At 70.7% G+C, this 21,166-nt stretch carries 17 protein-coding genes; 6 read left to right on the forward strand and 11 right to left on the reverse strand.

Annotation, left to right across the window (positions count from 1 at the left end; genetic code table 11):
• Positions 1-488: 488 nt before the first annotated feature.
• Entirely contained in the window at positions 489-1,160 is a 672-nt protein-coding gene (locus AC0VYL_RS23480) for a hypothetical protein (RefSeq protein WP_475481527.1), read from the reverse strand.
• Between the two features lie 259 nt (positions 1,161-1,419).
• Here AC0VYL_RS23480 and AC0VYL_RS23485 point away from each other — a divergent pair, with 259 nt between their 5' ends.
• Positions 1,420-2,574, forward strand: coding sequence for a DUF418 domain-containing protein (locus tag AC0VYL_RS23485; RefSeq protein ID WP_475481528.1), 1,155 nt, complete (start codon positions 1,420-1,422; stop codon positions 2,572-2,574).
• Here AC0VYL_RS23485 and AC0VYL_RS23490 read toward each other — a convergent pair.
• The 5 genes from AC0VYL_RS23490 to AC0VYL_RS23510 form a co-directional block, all read right to left on the reverse strand.
• Positions 2,544-3,317: a lysostaphin resistance A-like protein gene (locus AC0VYL_RS23490; RefSeq protein ID WP_475481529.1), complete on the reverse strand. Its 774-nt coding sequence runs from the start codon at positions 3,315-3,317 to the stop codon at positions 2,544-2,546. The two genes, AC0VYL_RS23485 and AC0VYL_RS23490, sit on opposite strands and share 31 nt — an antisense overlap.
• Positions 3,318-3,947, reverse strand: coding sequence for a hypothetical protein (locus tag AC0VYL_RS23495; RefSeq protein ID WP_475481530.1), 630 nt, complete (start codon positions 3,945-3,947; stop codon positions 3,318-3,320). It lies immediately after the preceding gene.
• A 163-nt stretch (positions 3,948-4,110) separates the two neighbouring features.
• Complete coding sequence (locus AC0VYL_RS23500; protein WP_475481531.1) at positions 4,111-5,175, reverse strand: hypothetical protein; 1,065 nt, start codon at positions 5,173-5,175, stop codon at positions 4,111-4,113.
• Positions 5,176-5,366: 191 nt separating this feature from the next.
• Positions 5,367-7,829 (reverse strand): ATP-binding protein, encoded by a 2,463-nt coding sequence (locus AC0VYL_RS23505; protein WP_475456032.1) that lies wholly within the window; start codon positions 7,827-7,829, stop codon positions 5,367-5,369.
• 213 nt (positions 7,830-8,042) lie between these two features.
• Positions 8,043-8,702 (reverse strand): GmrSD restriction endonuclease domain-containing protein, encoded by a 660-nt coding sequence (locus AC0VYL_RS23510; RefSeq protein WP_475456034.1) that lies wholly within the window; start codon positions 8,700-8,702, stop codon positions 8,043-8,045.
• A 543-nt stretch (positions 8,703-9,245) separates the two neighbouring features.
• On the opposite strand from AC0VYL_RS23510, the gene thpD reads away from it, so the two are divergent.
• Positions 9,246-10,139, forward strand: coding sequence for an ectoine hydroxylase (gene thpD / locus AC0VYL_RS23515; protein ID WP_475481532.1), 894 nt, complete (start codon positions 9,246-9,248; stop codon positions 10,137-10,139).
• Positions 10,140-10,189: 50 nt separating this feature from the next.
• On the opposite strand, the gene AC0VYL_RS23520 is transcribed toward thpD, so the two are convergent.
• The 3 genes from AC0VYL_RS23520 to AC0VYL_RS23530 all read right to left on the reverse strand — a co-directional run bounded on the left by AC0VYL_RS23520 (position 10,190) and on the right by AC0VYL_RS23530 (position 15,654).
• A complete protein-coding gene (locus AC0VYL_RS23520) occupies positions 10,190-14,266 on the reverse strand; it encodes a TcpE family conjugal transfer membrane protein (RefSeq protein WP_475481533.1) in 4,077 nt (1,358 codons plus the stop codon).
• Between the two features lie 19 nt (positions 14,267-14,285).
• Positions 14,286-14,609: a hypothetical protein gene (locus tag AC0VYL_RS23525; protein WP_049568747.1), complete on the reverse strand. Its 324-nt coding sequence runs from the start codon at positions 14,607-14,609 to the stop codon at positions 14,286-14,288.
• A 79-nt stretch (positions 14,610-14,688) separates the two neighbouring features.
• Entirely contained in the window at positions 14,689-15,654 is a 966-nt protein-coding gene (locus AC0VYL_RS23530) for a conjugal transfer protein (RefSeq protein ID WP_475456040.1), read from the reverse strand.
• A 419-nt stretch (positions 15,655-16,073) separates the two neighbouring features.
• On the opposite strand from AC0VYL_RS23530, the gene AC0VYL_RS23535 reads away from it, so the two are divergent.
• The 3 genes from AC0VYL_RS23535 to AC0VYL_RS23545 all read left to right on the forward strand — a co-directional run bounded on the left by AC0VYL_RS23535 (position 16,074) and on the right by AC0VYL_RS23545 (position 19,231).
• Positions 16,074-16,760 (forward strand): lysoplasmalogenase, encoded by a 687-nt coding sequence (locus tag AC0VYL_RS23535; protein ID WP_475481534.1) that lies wholly within the window; start codon positions 16,074-16,076, stop codon positions 16,758-16,760.
• 229 nt (positions 16,761-16,989) lie between these two features.
• The gene (locus AC0VYL_RS23540) at positions 16,990-17,778 is read left to right on the forward strand and encodes a hypothetical protein (RefSeq protein ID WP_475481535.1); all 789 of its coding nucleotides are present in this window, start codon (positions 16,990-16,992) and stop codon (positions 17,776-17,778) included.
• Between the two features lie 205 nt (positions 17,779-17,983).
• A complete protein-coding gene (locus AC0VYL_RS23545) occupies positions 17,984-19,231 on the forward strand; it encodes an MFS transporter (RefSeq protein ID WP_475481536.1) in 1,248 nt (415 codons plus the stop codon).
• Positions 19,232-19,242: 11 nt separating this feature from the next.
• Here AC0VYL_RS23545 and AC0VYL_RS23550 read toward each other — a convergent pair whose 3' ends face one another.
• Both AC0VYL_RS23550 and AC0VYL_RS23555 read right to left on the reverse strand, forming a co-directional pair.
• Positions 19,243-19,506, reverse strand: coding sequence for a hypothetical protein (locus AC0VYL_RS23550; protein ID WP_475481537.1), 264 nt, complete (start codon positions 19,504-19,506; stop codon positions 19,243-19,245).
• Positions 19,507-19,596: 90 nt separating this feature from the next.
• Positions 19,597-20,190 carry a CGNR zinc finger domain-containing protein gene (locus tag AC0VYL_RS23555; RefSeq protein ID WP_475483569.1) on the reverse strand — a complete coding sequence of 198 codons (594 nt, stop codon included), beginning with the start codon at positions 20,188-20,190 and terminating at the stop codon, positions 19,597-19,599.
• A 222-nt stretch (positions 20,191-20,412) separates the two neighbouring features.
• On the opposite strand from AC0VYL_RS23555, the gene AC0VYL_RS23560 reads away from it, so the two are divergent.
• The gene (locus tag AC0VYL_RS23560) at positions 20,413-21,042 is read left to right on the forward strand and encodes an isochorismatase family protein (protein ID WP_475481538.1); all 630 of its coding nucleotides are present in this window, start codon (positions 20,413-20,415) and stop codon (positions 21,040-21,042) included.
• The last annotated feature ends 124 nt before the right edge of the window (positions 21,043-21,166 follow it).

Below are 21,166 nucleotides of genomic sequence, written 5' to 3' on the forward strand. Positions count from 1 at the left end.
ACCCGATGACACCGATTCCGGATACCGGGTGGTATCCAGCTTCCTCTTCTTCTGCACCTTCGTCACGGCCAGTTCCTTCCTTGTCCCTTGTGCCCCGCCTCAGTTCAGCGATGGACCGTCGTCGTGTGCCTGGTGCGCCCTTCGACCAAGCGAGTCGACCCAGTAGTGGCTCCACGGTGCGGCCGTTTCGTTATGGATGAGCAAGTTGACGTAACAGTGGATTTTTTCATGTTGACTGCTTCACGACCTCCCAGTTTGGGCACTGACGCAGATAGCCACTGCCTTCACCATCTCGAGTCGATCATTTCTTCAAATGCCATATTATCCCGGACATGACCCGGTCTTTCAACGTCACCGAAGAGGAATCGCTGGGACTACTGTCTTCCCTGGTTGCCGGCATGAAGCGAACAAGTACAAGGGTAGCGCCCGGGAGACACGGCCTCTCGGGCGCTACAGGAGGGGAGTAAGTGAACGGTGGGGGACGAAGGCTATCCCTTGACCCAACTTCCGTTACTGTCCAACTGCCAGCTACGCGCCTCAATACCATGGACGAACAGTTCACCACTACTCATGACGGAGACCTCGGCCCCAATGAAGAAGGTGGTCCCGCCCTTGTCGTTGGTCCGCACGAACCTCACCTCGGCGGTGTCACCGTCATCGGTCGGCGAGAGGCCACACTTCAGCTGGACCACCGCCGAGGAGTAGTCCTCTTCCATGTCAGTATCATTCGGGGCTTCATTGGTAAAGGCGTTGAACGCAGCTTCCTGCGGTGGCCTGGTTTCGTAGTGATTCTCAGCGAACTCGGTGAGACGCGCGAAGTCAGCATCGGTGTATTCGAAGTCGTACTTCACAGCGCACTGCGAGGGGTCTTCGGCTTCGGTCGCAGTCAGGGTCACGGAATCGACAACACGATTTTGCGAATACTCCTGATCCATCTCGAGTAGCTCATCAGGAACTCTGAACTCGATGGTCTCAGCCGGGCCCATGGACAACTCAGTGAAATCGAACACGTTCGAAGACTCAGCGTCCCCAGCCGACTCCACCGGATCATCGGCGGAACCAGCCCCCTCGGACGGCTCAGAAGAAGAGCAGGCAGTCAGGGCGAACACAGCGGCCAGGCTCGCAGCCGCCAGCCGCACAGGAGGATTAATGCTGGTCACGGGGTTGATCTCCTCAAACTCGGCTGAAACCCAGGGATCATAACGCTCTCTGTTTTACCGCACCGCGATGAACTCCGGAATCCCAGACCCCGGGACGTCACCCGCACCGCAACGACGCACCAGTGACCGAGAAGTGCCGAGGAAGCACCCGACCCACCGCTTCACCTCGGGTTTTGGTGACCGCACCGTTGTCATGAGGCCCATTCCCCGCTGCTAGTTTCCAGACATGCGAACTGACGGACGGGAAGAAACTCCGGCGTTGGGCACAACGGCCCCCGCCCGTTCACGGCTGCTGGTGCCGGATCTGGCACGCGGAGCGGCACTGCTGCTCGTGGCCGTCGGCAACGTGCATTTCTGGTTCCGGCAGGATCCCGGGGCGTCCGAAGCATTGGAGAACCTCCTCTCCATGCTCCTGTTTCTCCTGGTGGACGTGAGGGTCTATCCGCTTTTCTCGCTGTTGCTCGGTTTCGGCCTGGCCATGCTGGCGCGCCGGTCGGTTCGGGCCGGACTGGACTCCGGGCTCGACCGGGAGGGGGCGGAACGCAGGACCGTCTCGCTGTTGCGCAGGCGGGGGATGTGGCTGGTGGTGTTCGGCGGGGCGCACGCCCTGGTCTTCGCACAGGACATCCTGGGGGTCTACGGGATCGTCGCGATCCTGGTCGCCGGGATCGTCACGGCCCGCCGCTGGCGGGTGGCCCTGGTGCTGGGCGCCGTCGTCTGTGCGCTCTCCACGATCTTCCTGCTGGTGGTCGGCCCGGAGGCGGCCCTGTCGCGCGGGTACGGTTCGGCCGCCCGGCTCCTGTTCGAGGACGGGCTGCTCGGGGTCGCCACCAACCTCGCGCTGTGGATCATCGTGGCACCGGCGACGGTGCTCACGTCCATGGTGTTGCCGAGTGTCCTGCTCGGCGCCTGGTTGGCCGGGCGCGGTCCGATCGAGCGCCCTGACCGGTACCGGCCACGGCTGGCCGTGCTGGTTCTGGTCGGGCTCGTCGTGCCCGTCGCCGTCACCCCGCTGCTCTGGGCGGGCACGGGCGGCACCGGAATCCTGGCCCGTGCGCTGGTCGCCTGGCACCAGGGGCTGGCCGGGGTCCTGGCGGGCGCCGCGTGTCTGGCCGTCATCGCCCTGGTCGCCTCCTGCCGCACGGTGGGAGCGGGCCTCCTCGGGCGGGCGCTGACGGCCACCGGGAAGCGTGCCCTGTCGGCCTACCTGGCGCAGACCGTGCTCATGGCGTCCACGGCCGGAGTGCTGCGTCTGGTCGGGGTGGACTCGCTGGCACTGGTCTGGCAGCTGGTGGTCGCGGTCGTCGTCTGGTCGGTCACGGTGCTGCTCTGCCGGGTGGCGGAACGCCACGGGGTGCGCGGGCCCGCCGAGCGGCTGCTCCGTCAGCTGGTGACCCCGAGCCCGCGCGGCTGACGCACCGGGTGCACCGCCGCCAGCACGGCCGCGGCGCCGAACAGTGCGATCGAGAACACGGCCGGGGTCGCCAGCACCTCGATCAGGGACACCGGCACCAGGGCCGAGGCGAGGTTGAACAGCGCGTGCAGCACGACGACCGGCCAGAGCCGGTTCACGTGCTCGTAGACGAAGGCCAGCAGCACTCCCAGCGGCAGCGCCACCGCGATCTGCACCAGGTTGCCGTGCAGGACGGCGAAGACCAGCGAGCTGACCAGGGCCGAGACGACCACCGGCCAGCGGCGGCGCAGCAGCGGGTAGACCAGGCCGCGCATGAGCGCCTCCTCCCCCGCCGGGGCCGCCACGACCATGGCGAACAGCAGGAGCAGCACCGGAACCGCGTTCTGGGCGCCCTGGACGGAGTCGAAGCCCGAGGAGCCGTACCGGTCGTGGAGCCAGAGGGCCAACGACTGGCCTCCGAAGAAGCACAGCACCAGGCCGAAGAGGACCAGCCCCCAGAACCCGGGATCCTGCGCACGGGCGGACAGCGGACCCGGTGCCCAGGTGCCGCGCTGCCGTCGCCGCCAGGCCACGACCGCGCCCAGAGTCAGTAGACCGGAGACGACGGCGCCGAGGACCGCGGAGCCCGAGAGAAGCGCCACCGAGAGCGAGACGGCGACGTACAGGGCGAGCCCGGCTGCGCACTGGGCGCCGATCGCCCACCAGGAGGACGACCGTTCGGTGCGCACACTCGGAGCGTCCACCTAGGCGTTCTCCGCTTCGCCCTGGGGCCGCCGGTTGGCCTCGGCGGCCTCCCGCTCGGTGGTCACGTGCATGATCTGACGCACCCAGGAGCCGTCCTGGTACCGCCGCACGCCCTGTTCGGGAGGGCACATCACGAGGATGCGGAGCCCCAGCTGTTCGGCCTGGTCGAGCACGAGACCGGGCAGCGTCCCGATGCCGAACTCGGCCTGCGGTGCCCCGTCCTCGCGGACCGTCGGGATGAGCATGAGGTTGGCGTCGAGCGCACCGATCCGGTCGGGTTCGACCCTGACGGTTCCGGCCGCCGCCTCACGCAGGCGCGGGGCCTCCGCCATGGTGACGTCCTCCCCGGGTACCGGAACGGGCTCGGTGTTCGGGTCCCCGCCCGGGGTCAGCTGACCGAAGTCGAGCAGGTCGTAGGGCACGCCCTCGCCTTCGAGGGCCAGGGCGACGGCGACCCCGGGCAGCGTGGTCAGGTCCACCAGTCCGCGTTGGACACCCAGGCTCTCCACCAGGCGGGCGACGGTCGCGCGCAGCAGGAAGGTCGTCGCCCCGGGGTCCGCGACGAAGGCCACGGTCCGTTCCACGCGGGGTTCTTCGGTTTCGGTGGTGCCGCTACTGGTGTCGCTCATGAGTCGTTCCCGTGCAGTCCGAGGATGGTTCGCGCCGGTCGGCCGGACCTGCTGCCTCCGCGTACGCGGGACGGCCGTCGCACGATCACCGGTGCCGGGGAGGGCGAGGGGAAGCAGGCGGCAGACGGGAGCACCAGCCTAGCCCGCGAGGCCAGTTCGGCGCCTACCTCGGTCCCGGTTGGCGCTCGGGCAGCTCGGCGAGGTCGGTGGCGGCGGCGTGGACCCGGGCCACGCTGTCGTCGCGCACCCGGCGGGCCACCTCGGCGGTGTCGGTGAGTTCCGCGACCTCCGGGGAGGGGACGGACATCAGGGAGGCCTCGGCTCTCAGGTCCGCGTAGGCGTCCATGGCGGCCAGCGCCTCCTGGCACTGTTCCCACTCGCGGTGGGCCAGGACCGACTCGTCCACCAGGCGCCCGTACTCGACGATCTGGTCCACCCGGGCGCGGATGTGCGCCTCCACAGCGACGAGGTGCTCGCGCTGGGGCCGCAGGACCTCCCGCACCCGGGGTGAGGACGCCCGCTGCCAGCGGCGGACGTACCCCCGGCGCAGTTCGCGCTGGCGGGCCAGCAGGGACGCGATCCGCCACTCCTGTTCCCGAAGGACGCTGAGGCTCCGTGCGGTGTCCAGGGTGTCGGACGAGCCCAGCTCCACGCGGGCGTCGGTGACCCTGTCCATGGTCTGCTGGACCGCCACGAGGAGGCCGTGGTCGGCCGCGCTGATGTCCTCCGGCAGCAGGACGCGGTCGCGGTGGCGCTCCTCCGTCGGTTCGTGGTCCCGGACCGTGAGCGTGTCGGCGGTGACCAGGCCCGCCAGGAGGCCGAACATCAGCCAGGGGACGCCGACGGGCGGGTCCTGCGGGAGGAAGTCGAACAGCCACAGGGGCGCGGTCGCGAAGGCGCCCGCGCCGATCACGCCGCCGACGGCCCGCACCATCGGGTCGGCCTCCCTGCGCACGGCCAGCGCGCCGACGTAGGCGACCAGGCCGATGCTGACGATCACCATGCCCAGGTACCACCCGGCGGTGAGCATGGCCAGGACGAGTGTGAAGCCGACCCCGAACAGTTGGACCGCGCCCTCGCGCAGGCGCAGCGCGCGGCCGGGGGCCTCCCCGTCGTCGCACGGGCGTCCGGGCTCCGGGGCGCTGGCCTCTCGGAGGATGTCCTCGCGTAGTTCCTCGGGCAGGGCGGTGTCGACGACGGGGCGCGGCCGGATGACGTCCTCACTCATGGGCGGTCCCTCGTGAGTGTCGGTCGGGGGGTGCGGGGAGGCTGGGTTCAGCGGGCCGGGTTCGGAGGGCTGGGGGTAATCTCCTTGATCCCCATCCTCGTCATGCCCGAACCCGACTTCCCCGCACCCTTTGTCATCCGATGTCCGCCCCTGGCCGTGCTGGCCGCCGCTGACCTGCCCCGGAGCGCGTGTTACTGGTCGCGGCCGTTAGCGGACACGAGCGGGTCGCCGGCGGGCCGTTCACGCGTGGGGTTGGTGTCCAGCCAGCGCAGCAGTCCCTCGGAGACCAGGTCCACGCCGATCCGGCCGGAGCGGCCGTCGAGGTCGCGGAAGAGGCACTCGCCGTTGCCGAGGTTGCGCAGCACCGCCATGTGGTCCTCGTTGACGTCCACCCCGAGCAGCGCCATCACGTCGGCCACCTCGTGGGCCTCGCTGGAGCGAAAGGCGAACACCGAGGACAGACAGTTGGTGACCTGCTCGTTGAGCATGTCCCCCGCGTTCTGGGACACCAGGATGAGCGCGGTGTTGCGGGAGCGGCCCATCCTGGAGACCTCGGGGACGAGCTTGGCGCCCTCGGGGGTGGAGGTGACCGCCCACGCCTCGTCGAGGAAGATCGCCTTGGGCAGGCGCCGGTCCAGGCCGTTCATCAGGCGCCGGGCGAACTGGGACACCAGATAGAGGAGCGCAACGGACAGGCGCTGCTCGTAGGAGTAGTCGTCGCGGTTGACCCCGGAGTCGGGGAGCGTGAGCCCGCCCAGGGTGAACACGGTGGTCCACCCCTCGGTGTCGATGCGCGCCTCCCCCTGCGGGTCGAAGCACAGCGACGCCAGCCGCATCTCCGCCATGGAGCCCAGCACCGCACCCAGGTTGCGCGAGGCGGCGTCCTCGGCGGAGACGAGGTGGTCGACCACCTTGGCCAGCGACGGCTGGGGCTGGTTGGCGACGGTGGCGACCGCCTGGATCATGGCGGACTCGCGCTCCTCGCTCATGCGGGGCAGCAGGAGCCGCAGTGTCTCGGTGGCCATGGTCTTCTTGGCGGCGAGGTCGTCCCCGAAGGCGAAGGGGTCGAGCAGACCGGGCTGGGCCGACCCGAGCGACATGATGCGCGCCTTGCGTCCCCGGTGCTTGAGCAGCTCCACGAGGGACTCGGCGTCGCCCTTGGGGTCGATGGCGGCGACGGTGACCCCGCGCAGGGCCAGCTGGTAGATCATCAGCAGCGCGAGGGTGGTCTTGCCGCCGCCGGGCTCGCCGGTGATGGCGATGGCGGTGGGGCGGTTGCGGGCCGCGGCGACCATGGGGTCGAAGTGCACGATGGACCGGGCCCGGCCGATGGTCTCCCCCACGTAGGGGCCGACCCAGCCGCCGCCCTGGTGGTCGGTGCGGTCACCGACCTCCACGGTGGCGGTGGGCATGCCGCCCGCGATGGTGCGCAGCGGCTGGCGCTGGGCGTAGGCGTTGAGTCGGATGCGGTCGCCGGGCAGCGACTCGTTGAACAGGGAGAACTGGTCGCCGGTGGAGTTGATGACGTCGATGCCGATGTCGCGGTAGTGCTCCACGACCGCCTCGACGTGCTGGCCCAGGAGGCGCTCCGTGGGCGCGGACACCATGAGCCGGTGCCATCCGTAGACGAACGGCAGCCGCTCCTTGGTGATGCCGTGCTCCAGCATGCGGGCGGCGTCGATCTGCTCGGCCAGCGCGATGGGCGCCTCCACCCCGGCCTCGCGGATGTGGGCGTCCATGTCGCGGGCGTGCGCGAGCTTGCGGCCCACGTCCTTGGAGGCCTTCGCCGGCGGGATGAGCTTCATCCGCAGCGAGATCTCCACCGGGAACGGCAGCGCGTCCGCGTGGTGCAGCCACGGTTCGCCGTCGGGGAAGGGCATGAGGTCGGGGAAGCGGGCGAACGACAGGAACGCCACGTGGGTGGAGCCCGCGGGCTGTTCCAGGCGGAGCGTGGAGCGGCCGTTGTGGATGACCCCGTCCACGAGCTGTTCGATCTCGCCCCGGCCCCAGGTGCGGCGGCCGGTGGCCGACGGGTGGATCTCCTCGGCGGTGCCGCTGACCGCGTGCCGGATGAGCCACGCGATCTCGTCGGAGGTGGCGTGCCGGGCGTGCAGGGAGCTGGCCGCCAGGGCGCGTCCCAGGCGCTCGGACTGGTCGGTCCAGCGGGCGATCTCCTTGTCGTCGATCGCGTCGTCGTTGATCCCGAGGACCTGCTCGGTGCGCTGGTAGGCGCCGAAGAACTGGGAGAACAGGCCCAGGCCCGCACCGGCGTTGCGGAGCCCCAGACGCACGCCGAGGTAGACCTCCTTGGTCCAGAAGTCCTTGGCCCACACGTGCCGGTACATCTCTTCGAGGTAGTCGTACCAGCCGGGCCCGGCGTCGGCGGTCTCGTCCAGGCGGGTGGCCCACTGGGCGGCCGGGTAGGTGCGGTGGGCGACGCGCAGGTGCACCTCGGCGTCGTTCATCCGGATCGCGGCGAGGGCGATGGTGATGTTGGTGGCCAGCGCCTGGCGTTCCTCGGGGGTCGTGAACTCGTAGGACACCGTGGGGAGCCGGAAGTAGGCCCAGGCCTCGTTGTCGCTGAAGAGCACTCGGTCGTCGAAGTAGCGAACCGCGAGACGGGTCGCGCCCCGGGTGCCCCTGGTACCGGTCATCTGCTAGCCCTTCCTCGTGACAGCGCTGACGAGTTCCGCCCCGTAGCCATCACCCATAGTGCTGCATCAGGCCGGGGGGTGAGAAGCCGAGACGTCGGTGCGCCAGAAACCGGAAATACCGCGCGACCGGGAACACGGGCGCGGCCCGACCCCTCACGGGGGCCGGACCGCGTCACTCTCCGTCGTCTTCACGGAGGTCAGCCGCCGTGGCCGCTAGCAGGCGGTGTCGAGGGTGCTCTGGAGGGTGGACTCCTCCGTGGAGGTGATCGTGAGGTCGTAGACGTGCTTCACGTTGATCCAGGACTTGACGTAGTCGCAGTGGACGGCCGTGTTGTCGGGCATCCACTCGGACGGGTCCTTGTCGCCCTTGGCACCGTTGCTGGAGGGGGTGGCCAGCCACAGCTGGGAGCTGGTGACGTCGTTGGCGAAGTCGGCGCGCTGGCTGGTGGACCAGTCGGCGGCGCCGGTCTTCCAGGCCTCGCTGAGCGGGACCAGGTGGTCGACGCTGATGTCGCCGGGGACGTCGTACACCCACTCGTCGTCGAACGCGCTCCACCAGCTGCCCGAGGTGGGCTGGCAGTTGGAGTCGGTGACCACGTCGTGGCCGTCGCGCTGGAGCACCACCTGGCGGGCGGTGCAGGGGCTGTCGACCACGTTCCAGTGCGGGAAGAGGCTTCGGTCGTAGCCGGTCTGCGGGCCCTTGGGGGCGACGGTGAGCGAGCTCAGCTGGGTCTGGGCCTCGGATTCGCTGGGGATGTTCGGGGGCAGGGTGTGGTCGGCCGAGGCGGGGGCGGCCCAGACGAGGACCATGGCCACGGCGGCGGCGGAGACGGTCGCCGCGGTGCGTGCGAGCACACGGGGGAAGGGGGGCACTGTGTTTCTCCTCTTGAGCGGGTCGAGGAAATCCGGACCCCACTACTGTGCGGTAACGAAAGCCCGCACGCCAGCCCCCACGCGAGAATTCCGAGTGAATCGGAGGTCACTCGGGAATAACGGTTGGAGCGCGGCAGTGTTTCATTGCACCGAGCCCTGCGGCAAGTGCTCGTGAAATAGATCACAGGATCCCGGCGCCTCGGACCGGCGCAGGGTTGAACGATTCACCGCGCACCGCGATGAGCTGCGACGACGAGGGATGCAGAAGGGGTGGGACCCGAGACACGGACCAGGAGGGACCTCGCGCAGGTGAGCACCCGGAAAAACAGCAACCGGCGAATCAGAACACGAAAGCAGATCTCTCGGGTTTCCCTGTTTTCGCCTATATAGTAGACCAGTAATACCCAGATAGTGAACGTGTAAACACGGCGAGAAGAAGTCGATCTCATTCGTGAAAGCGCGGTTTGTTAGGTTCACATGTCGTAAGAAGGACCCCAAGCCGAGAGGAGCACCCCCGCCGAGGGGAGCGCCATGACTCTGCAAATGGAACTTCCGACAGCGGACGACTACCCCACCCGTAAGGCGCCCGAGCCCGCGTTGCTCTACCGCCGCGATCCCGTCGTCTGGCCCGGTGCGGCCGACGGCCCCTTCACCGCCGAGGAACTCGACGGCTACGACCGCCGCGGTTACACGCAGGTCGAGTCGATCGTCAATCCGGTGGAGATCGAGTCCTACCGCGCCGAGCTGCGACGGCTCAGCGCCGACCCCGTGCTGAGGGCCGACGAACGCGTCGTCGTCGAACCCTCCTCCGACCAGGTGCGCTCGGTCTTCGAGGTGCACAAGGTGAGCCAGGTCTTCCACGACCTGGTGAACGACCCCCGGCTCGTCGACCGGGCCCGGCAGATCCTCGGCTCCGACGTGTACGTGCACCAGAGCCGCGTGAACTACAAGCCCGGCTTCGGCGGCGGCTCCTTCTACTGGCACTCGGACTTCGAGACCTGGCACGCCGAGGACGGTATGCCCCGGATGCGGGCGGTCAGCTTCTCCGTGGCGCTCACCGACAACTACACCCACAACGGCGCGCTGATGATCATGCCCGGGTCCCACCGCACCTTCGTCTCCTGCGTGGGCCAGACCCCGGACGACCACCACCGCTCCTCGCTGCAGAGCCAGCACGTGGGCACACCCGACCAGGCGTCGCTCAACCTGATCGCGGACCGGCACGGCATCGACGTGCTCACCGGCTCGGCGGGCGACGTCACCGTGTTCGACTCCAACTGCATGCACGGGTCGGGCGGCAACATCACGCCCTACCCGCGTTCCAACGTGTTCGTGGTGTTCAACAGCGTGGACAACGCGTGCGCGAAGCCGTTCAGCGCGAACCGGGCCCGCCCGGAGTTCCTCGCGGCCAGGGAGACCACCCCCGCGGGACGCTAGGAGCACTGTGGCCCGCACCCGGTCCCGGGTGCGGGCCACAAGTGTGTGGCTCAGGCCGGGGCCAGGGTGTTGACCAGGACCCCGCCCAGGGCGCCGTGGGCCCGCTTGGTGGCCGGACGGAGCGCGCCGACGTCGATCTTCGTGTACGAGGAGCCCAGGTGGTCGTCCCAGGGGATGCGCACGATCGCCCGGCAGCGGCCGCGCGCGACCCGCTCGGCGGCGTCCACGTCCTGGAGGCTGCGCTTGCTGACCCCGTTGACGACCAGGATCGAGTTGGCCCGCAGCGTCGCGTACCCGTTGCCGTCCAGCCACTCGAAGGTCATCGACACCGCGCGCTCGGCGTCGGCGCTCGCCGGGGCCACCAGGACGAGGCCGTCGGTGACCGGCAGGGCCCGCGCCACACCGGTGGCGGCCGGGTCCAGCAGCGTCACACCGTAGAACCCGCCGAGCAGCCCGGTGAGCTGGCCGTAGTCGCGGTCGTCCAGGGTCTGGACGTAGGGGTCGTCGAGTGTCTGCACGACCTCCAGCCCCGTCCCGGCACGGCCCGCGTAGGCGCGCATGTGTTCGTACTCGTCGACGGAGTCCGCGTTGGCCAGCAGCGCGGTCAGCGTCTCCGGGGCCTGGGCCCCGACCCGGCGGGACAGACCGTTGGGACCGGGGTTGACGTCGACCGCCACCACCCGGTCGTCGCGGTGCGCCGCGAGGGTGTGGCCGATCATCAGGGCGGTGACCGTCTGGCCCGCGCCGCCGGTGCAGCCGAGGACCACCAGGGACCGGGGTTCGGCCAGCGGGGTGCGCAGCCGCTCGATGTCGCTGGAGGGCAGGTCGGAACGGACCGGTGCCGCGCCGCCGGTGACGACCTTGGCCAGTCGGCGCCAGCCCCGGGTGCCGCCGGAGTGGGCTCCCGAGTCGGGCTCCTCCTCGGGCCTGGCGGGTTCGGGCTCGGGCCGCTGGGAGGGCACCCCGTTGGGGGTGTCGCCCAGCCGGGCCTGTTCACCCGTGCCGTGGTCCAGTTCGAGGTCGGGCTTGGTGGCGTCCGCCCTGGTCTCGGGCGGTTCCGGCTCCTCCCCCGGGGTGGGCTGTCCGAAGAGCTGGCCGATCCGGCGCGCGTTCTGCGCGACCCGGTGGAAAACCCCGTCGTGGGGGTCGTGCTCGCCCGGGTCACCGCCCTCGCGGGCGGCGGCCTCCGGTTCCTGGTCCGGCTCGGTCCGGGGCTGGCGTGCCCGCAGCGCCGCTGCCTCGGCCTCGGCCAGTTCGGCCTCGGTGGGCCGGTGCGCGGGGTCCTCCGTCGGCCGGGGTGCGGGGGTCTTGGGTTTCGGGGCGCGGGGCTCCTTGCGGACCTCCGCGAAGCTGACGAGCTCGCCGGTGCCGTGGTCCAGCTGGGTCGGCGGCTTGGGCCCCTCGACGTGGTCGGGCTCGCTGACCGCCTCAAGCCGTGCGGCCTCCACGGACTCCCGAGTCGCCTGGTCCCCTTGGGCCTGCGCCTCGGGAGACGCCTCGTCGCTGTCCACCGCCTGAGCGGGGCGAGGCTCGCGCGCGTCCGGAGACTCCTGCACCGTCTCAGCCTCGGCATCCACCTCCGGCGCCTGGAGTTCCGGCGCCTTCGAGCCCTGAGCCCGCCTGGTCTCGGACCCGTCGACCTCCGGGGCGGACATCGTTTCGTGGGCTGCTTCGTGACCGCGCTGCTCGGCCTCCGTGGCGCCCTGGACGTCCTGCGAGCCAGGAGCCTGCTCAACCTGCTCGGTGTGGTCGGACCCTTCGGTGCCTTGAGTGGAAAGCGGCTCGTGGGCCGCCTCGTGGCCCTGCACGCTCTCCGCGACGTCCTGGGTATTCGGACCGTGAACCTGCACGGTGTCGCGGGAGTCTTCTGCCCCGTGGCCCGACTGCGACTCGCGCCCGTGCGGCTGCGCGATCTGCCCCCGGGCCTCCGCAAGCTCGGTGTGGTCGGACCCTTGGGCGGCCACCGTTTCCTGACCCCGCTGCTCGGTCTCCGTGGCCTCCTGGACGTCCTGCGAGCCGTGAGCCCGCTCCACCCGATCGCTGTCGCTAGGCTCTCCGGCACCTTGGACGACTGACGGCTCGTGGGCCGCCTCGTGGTCCTGCACGGCCTCCGCGACGTCCTGGGTATTCGGACCGTGAACCTGCACGGTGTCGCGGGAGTCTTCTGCCCCTTCGCCGGACAGTGACGCCTGGTCCCGGAGTTCCGGGGCCTCCGTACTCGCCCCAGCGTCCTTCGAGCCCTGGACCCGCGCGGTCCCCTGGGCAGCCACCGACTCGGCCCCGGTGTCCTTCGAGTCCTGGACCGCTTCCGGCCTCGGCGCCTTCTCGGCCTTCTGGCGCTTGGCTTCCTCGCGGGCCTCGGCGGCGGCACGGCGCTCCTCGCGGAGCTCGCTGACCACGATCACCGGGTTGTCCCGGTCCCCCACCTTGGGCTGGTCCGGGTGGCGTCGCTTGCCGTCGTCGAACCAGTCCGCCGGGTCGCGGTGCTCACCGTCCCGCTCCTCGCTCGGCACGGCGTCGGCGAACTTCGGCCGGGGCGGAGCCGGGGTGTCGGCCTTGATCAGGTGGCGGTCGAGCACGGACATGTGCTCGTTCCACTGGGTGCCGTGCCCCTTCTCCACCGGCATGGCCTCGTGCTCTCCGGTGCCGTGGTCCAGCTGCAACGGCGGCTTGGGCGCCTCCTCGGCTGGCGGACGACCCACACTCTGGGTGGCGTGGGAGACCTGCGGGCCCGCCTCGGAGCGGCCGGTCTGCTCGTCCGTGCCCTCGGGCTCCTCGGGGGTCCCGGCGGCCGGGGGCAGCCAGGGGGCGGCCGACACGTTCCCGACCGCCGAGGGGCGGCCCGTGGCGGCGGCGAAGCGGGTGGCGTAGTCGGACAGGTCCGGGTACTCGGTGCGGTTCTCCTCGATCGCCCACGGGGTGGCGTGGGGCCGACCCTCGCGACGCTGCCGCGCCGGCTGGTCCTCGGAGGTGTCCGGGAGGGCGGATCCGCGAGCGCGGGCGGGCCGTGCGGGCGGGGCCTGCTGGGCGCGCTCGCGGGCGGGCTCGGAGGTGTGCTCGCGGCGGTCCGCGAGGTCCTTGGCCACCCGGATGCCCTGGGTCCGGCCGCGCAGGCGGCGGGCGGCGGGCGACTCCTCGTCCGTGGACGCCGCCATGATCTCCTCGGCCCTGCGCCGGGGGGTGACGGCCTCGTTGAGTTCGGCGTTGCTCATGGCACCGGTGTCGCTGTCGGAGTAGGCGCTCTTGGCGGTCAGTCCCAGGGGCGTCTCCCCGGAGGAGGCGCGCAGCCGCGCGAACCACTCGTCGCGGTCGCGCTGCTCGTCCTCCTCGGTGACGTACAGGGGCTCGTCGAACCCACCGGCGGGGGTCGGCTCGCGCCGCTCCTCCTGGGCGTCCGGGAGGCCGAAGCCGAAGTAGTTGAGGACACGACGGCCGACGCCCGGGCGGGGCTCCTCCGTGGTGTCGTCCGACCGGTCCCCGGGCTCCGCCACGCCGTCGTCCTCCTGGTCTGCTCCGGCTCCCGCGGCGACGGCGACCGGCACCTTCCGTGCGGGGGTGTACTCGACGGAGTCGTCGTGCTCGACGACGGGGACGGGCGGGCGCGCGGGCATGCCGCGCAGCGGAGGCGCGGCACGGCGGCCGCTCTCCAGGGCCGGTGCCTCCTCGGGCACGTGGACCTCGGCGGTCTCGGTCTCGGGTTCGGCCTGGACCTTTCGGGCACCCCGGGGCAGGGGCAGCGGCCCGGCCTCGGCGTCCCGGTGCCACACGCGGACCGAGACCCTGATCTCGGCGGGCTCGTACTCGGGTGCGAGCCGGGTGAACACACGGGCCTCGGTGAGGAACCGGGCCTGCGAGATGAGCAGCTCCGTGAGGCGCTTGCCCTCGATCACCGGCCGGGTGGCCAGCACGGTGATCACTCCCGGCGGGACGACCCACAGCACCAGGTGCCAGCCGTTACCGAAGGCGAACGGGGCGTTGAGGATGCTGAGCAGCACCACCCACAGCGCGAACACGCCCAGAGCGACCCCGAAGGTCCCCACCGGGAGCGGCATGGGCAGCCGGAAATCGTAGAGCTTGTACAGCCGCTTCTCGATACGCCAGATGTTGGTGTACGTGGGCAGATCCACGTTTTCCGGCCTCCCTCGCCTATTCCGTCGATACGCCCATCGCTCGGGCGAGCGCCACCGCGATGACCTCGATGATGCCGGGCACGTAGAACACGATCCCGATGAAGATCGCCAGGATGATGAACTGCATGAAGCGGGTGATCTCCCTGGTGAACAGGAAGAAGATCGCCACGATGGACACGATGACGAGGAACAGCGGCCCGAAGAAGCCACGCAGGAAGTCCGCGAGGCCGCCGGTGTCGGGGGCGTTCTGCGCGGGGGTGGCCTCGACCGCGAGGGAGATCGGGTCGGCGGCGCCGAGGGCCGTCATGGTGTCGGCCGTGGCGGACAACAGGGGGAGCATGTCAGGCGCCTTCCTCCGCTGTCGTTACTGGTGTGCGCATGGTTGGTCTCGTCTCCTTGCCTACAGGCCCCGTCGTCGGTCAGTCACCGAACGAGTGCGGGGCGCCCTGGATGTCACGCACGTACCACTCGTTTCCGGAGTTCACGACCGTGACCAGGTAGTTCTGCACCAGCTGTCCGGCTTCCCCCGCACCGTCGCCGGCGTCGGCGGAAGGGAGGCCCCAGACCACGGTGGTCGCCACCTGTCGTACGTCATCATCCCCGGTCGAGGACTTGGATGGCACCGGCATAACGGACAGTTCGCTGAATTCCACACTGTTCGCCGGAAGTGGGGTGACGGAGGCGCCCGGCTCCACGTAGCGGTCGAGGTGCCCGGCTTCCTCCGCGTAGGCCTCGAAGAAGCCGGTGAGCACGCTCTCGAGCTGCTCGGCGGCCTGGGAGTCGGTGTCGTAGGAGGGGCCCGCGGGCAGCTCCGCCTGGCTGGGCGCGGCCAGCAGGGCGGGGCGCCCGGAGAGCACCAGTGAGGAGCCGTCGCTGTAGACGGGCACCTCCAGGCTCATGGCCTCGTCGTTGACGTCGGCGCGGATGGCCACGACCGCGTTGTGCCCGTCGCGCACGTCCACGGCGGTCACGGTCAGGTTCTCGCCGGAGATGCTGTCCGCGGGGAGGTTGAGGTCGCTGACCTGTCCGTCGGGGACGAAGGCCGCGAGGGAGGTGAGCCGGGCCTCGGGGTCGGAGGTGTCGAGGTAGGTCTCCGCGAAGCGGAGCGCGAAGGCCGCGGCGGAGGTCTCGGGGAAGTCGAGGGTCTCGCTCACCTCGGGCTCCGCACCGGTGCTGGGAAGGGAGAAACCGTTGCGGATGGGGAACCAGATGCCGTTGAAGATGACGACGATGATGAACGCCCACAGCAGTACGCGTCCGACGCCGACCCACCAGCGCCCGCCCGCACCGGCGCGTGGCCTTCGGGGGCGCGGTGCGTCGAGCTCGTGCTCGACGTCGTCCACCCGGTCACGCACCGCGGTGTCGCGCCGCGCCGTCTTGGCCATCCCCGCCTCCTGATCCTGCACACAGTGACGCGTCGGCCGCTGCGCCGACGCCGGTCTTCCGCGCGTCGTCGCCGACGCTTTCCGCCATGCCCTTGTCTACCCCATCCCTATAGTGAGGCATTGTGCGGGTTGGGAGTGGCCAGGACGGGTCCGTGTTTCCGGACCGAGGTCACATTGCCCGGAGCGAAGGATCTACCTAAAAGGTGCAGAGTACGGCAATTCACCACTGATCTCTTCTCACGTATGTGCACGTCAGGGCATTTCTGTCCGGACCGTAAAGGGATTGGTCACCGCTTGGTGAGCAAGATGTGTCCTGAGAGGTCAGGAAACCGTTGACCGGATGTAACCAGAGACACTCCCGGCCCTCGGGCCCCACAGGCGGCCGGGACTCCGAGGAAGCCGGTGCCCAGGATGGCGCGATGATCCCACACGCTCCCCTGGTGCGGGCCGCGCTGCTGGTCCTCGGCCTGCTGTCCCTGGTCCACCTCGGTGTGCAGGTGCTGGGGCCCCAGGCCTGGTCGCGCCCCACCCAGGTCCTCCTGATGCCCGCGCTGGCCCTGGTGCTGCTCGCCGCGTCCCGGAGGCCGCGCGGTCGGCTGTTGGGGCTGGCGCTGGTGGCCCTGGGGTTCTCCTGGCTCGGTGACTCCGCCCCGGGCCTGGCGTCGGGGGACACCGCGTTCCTGCTGATGGTGGGCTTCTTCCTGGTCGCGCAGGTGGTGTTCGTGGCCGCCTTCTGGCCCCATCGGGCCGGGAGTCTCCTGCACCGGAGGCGCCTCCTCCTCGTCCCGTACGCGGCCTACGTGGCCGTCCTGGTGTGGGTCTGCGCGCCGCACGCCGGTGCCCTGCTGATTCCCGTGCTGCTCTACGGCCTGATCCTGGGTCTGATGGCGGTCCTCGCCACCGGGATGGGCCCGTGGGTGGCGGCGGGCGGCGCGCTCTTCCTGGTCTCGGACTCCCTGATCGCCCTGAACGCCTTCGTCCCCGGCCTGGACCTGCCCCAGCGCGACCTCCTGGTGATGAGCACGTACATCGCCGCCCAGGTCCTGATCGTCCTGGGCCTCCTCCGCCGTGAGGCCGCATCGGAGAGGCATGCCGTGGGCGTCTGACTCCGGCACGGAACGGATACCCCTCTCCCCCACCCCTTCGCCGTGGCGCCGGAACGACCCTCCCGGTGGGGTGTGAACGCCCCTCGGCCACGCTGACCGGCGCGAACGGTCGCGCCGTCGTCCGAACCGGAGCCGGGAATCCCCCTCTTGCAGATATACCCCCCAGGGGTATATGTTCGGCGCAGTCGCCCCCGACCACGGGGACCGGCGGAAGACCTCGGGAGGCACCATGAGCGACCACACCGGACACGACTTGACCGGCCACGGCGGCCCGGGCGGGCTCGCGGTCTCCGAGCACGGGTACACCCTCGACCTCGACTCGACGCTCCTCGCCGCCGGGAGACGGACGGTCACCTTCCGCGTCCTCGGCCCCGACGGGCGGCCGGTCACCCGGTTCGTGCCCGAACACGAGAAGGAGCTCCACCTCGTCGTCGTCCGCCGCGACACCGCCGGGTTCCAGCACGTGCACCCGGTACGGGACGAGAAGGGCGTCTGGAGTGTCGAGGTGGCCCTGGAGCCGGGTGACTGGCGGTTCCTCGCGGACGTCCACCCCGTCGGCCACGACGGAACCCTGACCCTGGGGATCGACGTCGCCGTGGGCGGTCACTACGACCCGCGCCCACTCCCCGAGGCCACCCGGACCGCCCGGACCGGCGGGTACACCGTCACCCTCGACGGAGCCCTGGTCTCCGGCCGGGCCCGCGCCCTCACCCTCACCGTCGAGCGGGGCGGGCGCCCCGTCACCGACCTCCAGCCCTACCTGGCCGCCTACGGGCACCTGGTGGCGCTGCGCGTCGGTGACCTCGGCTACCTGCACGTCCACCCGGAGGGCGGCCCCGGCGTCACCGCTCCCGGTCCCGGAATCAGCTTCGTGGCGGTCGCCCCCTCGGCGGGTACCTACCGCCTGTTCCTGGACTTCCGGCACGACGGCGTCGTCCGCACCGCCGAGTTCACCGTGCGGGCCACCGCCCCGGACCCCGACCCCGACCCGGCGCACGCCGCGCACGGCCACCACTGACCCGCGCCCCCGGAGGAGCACGACCATGACCTGTCCGAGCCCGACCGCCCGTTCCGCCACGAACACCCGCACCGGCGCGGTCACCCCGATCGCCGGTCCCGCACCGGGCCCCCACTCCGGTGCGTAGCCCCGTCCCGGTCCCGTGTCGCGGGACCCGGCCCCGAAGCCGGGCCCCGCCCGCGCGGGCACACGGAAGGAACACACCATGCGCCTGTTCGCCATCCGCGACTACCGATTCCTGTTCGGAGCCCAGGTGATCGCCCTGTTCGGCACCGGACTCACCACGGTGGCCCTGGGACTGCTCGCCTACGAGCTGGCCGGGCCCCGGGCCGGGGCGGTCCTCGGCACCGCCCTCACCATCAAGATGGTCATGTACGTGGTCGTCGCCCCGTTCGCCGCCGCCTACGCCGACCGGCTGCCCCGCAGGGGCTTCCTGGTCCTCCTCGACCTCGTGCGCGCCGGAGTGGTCCTGGCGCTGCCCTTCGTCACCGAGGTGTGGCACGTCTACGTCCTGATCGCCCTGCTCCAGGCCGCGTCGGCGGCGTTCACCCCGACCTTCCAGGCCGTGATCCCGGACATCGTCACGGACAGGTCGGCCTACACCCGGGCGCTGTCCGCCTCGCAGGTCGCCTACACCATGGAGAGCCTGCTCAGCCCGGTCCTGGCCGCCGTGGCACTGCTCTTCCTCAGCTTCGACCTGCTGTTCCTGGGCACCTCCGCCGGGTTCGTCCTCTCCGCGCTGCTGGTCGTGTCGACGCGCGTCCCCGACGCCCGGCCGAGCCCCCACGCGAACCTGCGGGACCGGGTGGTCTCGGGGATCGGCACCTTCGTCAGGACCCCGAGGCTGCGCGGCGTGATGGCGCTGAACCTGGTGGTCGCGGCGGCCGGGTCGATCGTGGTCGTCAACACCGTCAACCACGTCCGCGACCAGCTCGGCGGATCGCAGTCGGACGTGGCCTGGATGCTCGCCGCCTCCGGGGGCGGAACGCTGCTGGCCGCCCTCGCGCTGCCCCGGGTCCTCGACCGGGTCCCCGAGCGCACCGTCATGGTGGTCGGCGCCGGGGTCCTCGTCGCCGGGACGCTCGGTGCGGTGGCGATGGTCGTGGCGGACGCGGCCACCTGGTCCGGCACCGCGACCGTGTGGACGGTGGTCGGCGCGGGGATGGCGTTGGTCGTCACCCCGACCGGCAGGGTGCTGCGGTCCTCGGTGGAGCCGAACGCGATCCCGGAGGTCTTCGCGGCCCAGTTCTCCCTGTCGCACCTGGCCTGGCTGGTCACCTATCCGATAGCGGGCTGGCTCGGCACGGCCGCGGGCCCTGTCCCGGCCTGGTCGCTCCTCGCGGTTCTGGCCGTGGCGGGCACCGTCGCCGCGCCGCTGCTGTGGCCGCGCGGCGACGGGCCCACCGAACCGGCCGTGGCCAGGAAGGGGACGGGGTACGGGTCGGCCGCCTGACGGCCGTCCGGTCAGACGCGGCACTCCTCCGTCGGTGCCCGGCCCCGCGTGCGGAGCGCCGTGACGCTGATCCACCCCGCGAGCAGGACCGCCGCCCCGGTCGGGACCAGCGCCCACCCCGCGAGGTCGGTGGCGCGGGTCCCGGCACTGATCAGACCGCTGCCGAGCGCCGCTCCGACGGCGGAGCCGAGGTACATGGCGGCCATCTGGAAGGCGATGATCGGCATCGCCCGGTCCGGCCGGTCGTGGGTGAGCGCCTGCTGCACCGTCGGCACGCTCGCCCACCCGGCGGCGCCCCAGACCGCGGCGGCGGTCAGCCACGGCGGGGCGCCCGCTCCCGCTGAGCCAGGAGAGGGCGGGCCCGCTCAGTCGGAGTGCGCTCCGCGTCGCACTCGTTTACGGGCGTAGGCGCGCGCCGCGCGCGTCCGGTCTCCGCAGCGGGTCGAACACCACTGCCGTCGCGCATGCGTGCGAAGGAAGAACCACTGACACCCGTTCGCTTCGCACATCGCCAGCATCGGCGCGTCGTCACCGGTGAGCAGTGCGGCGGCGTCCTCCGCGATGAGCGCCATGACGTGCTCGACGACCTGCGTGACCGGATGATCGGCGCCTCGGGTGAAACCCGTCGTCGGCTCGAAGCGCAGGAGCAGGGCCCCCGGAGCACTGGTCAGCGCCTGATTGACGGCTCGCACCGCTTCGGGTGGGGGGACGTCTCCACCGGTGTACGCGGTGAGCAGGTCCCGCACATGGTCGCGCAGGGCCGTGACACGACCTCGGCAGTACTCGTGCAGCACGGCGTCCGGGTCGATCAGATCACGGGTGACCAGCCAGGCCCGCAGGCCCTCGGGTGTGGCCAGCTCGTCACGCCTTTTTCCGGCGACCAGTTCACTCACGCTGTTGACCAGGGCGAGGCACGGATGCTCCGCGACGCCCGGCACGGTCATCTGTTCGGTCTCCATCACGCCCTCACGGTAACACCAATGATTTTCCATGATGCACCTGCTACAGTCTCATCACGTCTAAGGCGTTCTTTTTCCGTGAGACACGAGGCTTCACCCGTAGTCCGGGCGCTCAGCGGGCACCCCACCGTTCGCACTGTCCGCGCTGGCCCGAGGCGGCACTGTCCTCAGGACGACCGCTGCCCCGTCGCCACCGCTCCATCGATCCACAGGAGATCAGGGATGACCACACCACAACGAGCACTGATCGTCATCGACGCCCAGCAGGAGTACTTCGACGGCCTCCTCCCGATCCAGTACCCGGACCGTGACGAGTCCATCGCCCGCATCCGGGCCGCGGTCGACGTGGCCGAGCAGTCCGGCGCTCCGGTCGTGCTCGTCCAGCACGGACTCCCCGCCGAGGCTCCGGTCTTCGCCTCCGGCTCGGCCACCTACCAGAACCACTCCGAGATCGCCGCCCTCGAAGACCGCGCGGCCAAGCGCGTCAGCAAGCACTTCTCCAGTGTCTTCGACGGCACCGATCTCGCTGCTTGGCTGCGTGACCAGGGCGTCGACACGATCACCCTCGTCGGATACATGACGAACAACTGCGTGCTCTCCTCCGCGGCCTCCGCCGAACCCCTCGGCTTCGCCGTCGAGGTCCTCTCCGACGCGACCGGCGCGATCGACATCGCCAATGACGCGGGCAGGGCGTCCGCCCGACAGGTCCACGAAACCCTCATGGCCCTGCTTCACTCGAACTGGGCCGCCGTCGCGGAAGTGGACGCCTGGTCAGCCGCGTCGCGTGCCGGTAGGCCCCTGGCCAAGAGCGACCTCGTCACCTCGGCGGCCCAGGGCCGCGAGGTCTTCTGAGGATGCGTCCCGCAGGAAACCGCTGACGGCGGCTCCACCCCGCGGCCCCGTGGCGGCGGGGTGGAGCGTGTTCGCGTGCACCAGGGGACCCCGGAGACGACGGAGGGCGGGCCGAGTGGATCGG

It is taken from the genome of Nocardiopsis sp. iso_238, from assembly GCF_056173325.1.

What these genes read in the sequence shown, in the direction of transcription:
- AC0VYL_RS23495 (WP_475481530.1), bottom strand. Translation starts at nt 3,947, where the DNA reads ATGAGCGACACCAGTAGCGGCACCACCGAAACCGAAGAACCCCGCGTG.
- AC0VYL_RS23500 (WP_475481531.1), bottom strand. Translation starts at nt 5,175, where the DNA reads ATGAGTGAGGACGTCATCCGGCCGCGCCCCGTCGTCGACACCGCCCTG.
- AC0VYL_RS23505 (WP_475456032.1), bottom strand. Translation starts at nt 7,829, where the DNA reads ATGACCGGTACCAGGGGCACCCGGGGCGCGACCCGTCTCGCGGTTCGC.
- thpD (WP_475481532.1), top strand. Translation starts at nt 9,246, where the DNA reads ATGGAACTTCCGACAGCGGACGACTACCCCACCCGTAAGGCGCCCGAG.
- AC0VYL_RS23525 (WP_049568747.1), bottom strand. Translation starts at nt 14,609, where the DNA reads ATGCTCCCCCTGTTGTCCGCCACGGCCGACACCATGACGGCCCTCGGC.
- AC0VYL_RS23530 (WP_475456040.1), bottom strand. Translation starts at nt 15,654, where the DNA reads ATGGCCAAGACGGCGCGGCGCGACACCGCGGTGCGTGACCGGGTGGAC.
- AC0VYL_RS23535 (WP_475481534.1), top strand. Translation starts at nt 16,074, where the DNA reads ATGATCCCACACGCTCCCCTGGTGCGGGCCGCGCTGCTGGTCCTCGGC.
- AC0VYL_RS23540 (WP_475481535.1), top strand. Translation starts at nt 16,990, where the DNA reads ATGAGCGACCACACCGGACACGACTTGACCGGCCACGGCGGCCCGGGC.
- AC0VYL_RS23545 (WP_475481536.1), top strand. Translation starts at nt 17,984, where the DNA reads ATGCGCCTGTTCGCCATCCGCGACTACCGATTCCTGTTCGGAGCCCAG.
- AC0VYL_RS23555 (WP_475483569.1), bottom strand. Translation starts at nt 20,190, where the DNA reads ATGGAGACCGAACAGATGACCGTGCCGGGCGTCGCGGAGCATCCGTGC.
- AC0VYL_RS23560 (WP_475481538.1), top strand. Translation starts at nt 20,413, where the DNA reads ATGACCACACCACAACGAGCACTGATCGTCATCGACGCCCAGCAGGAG.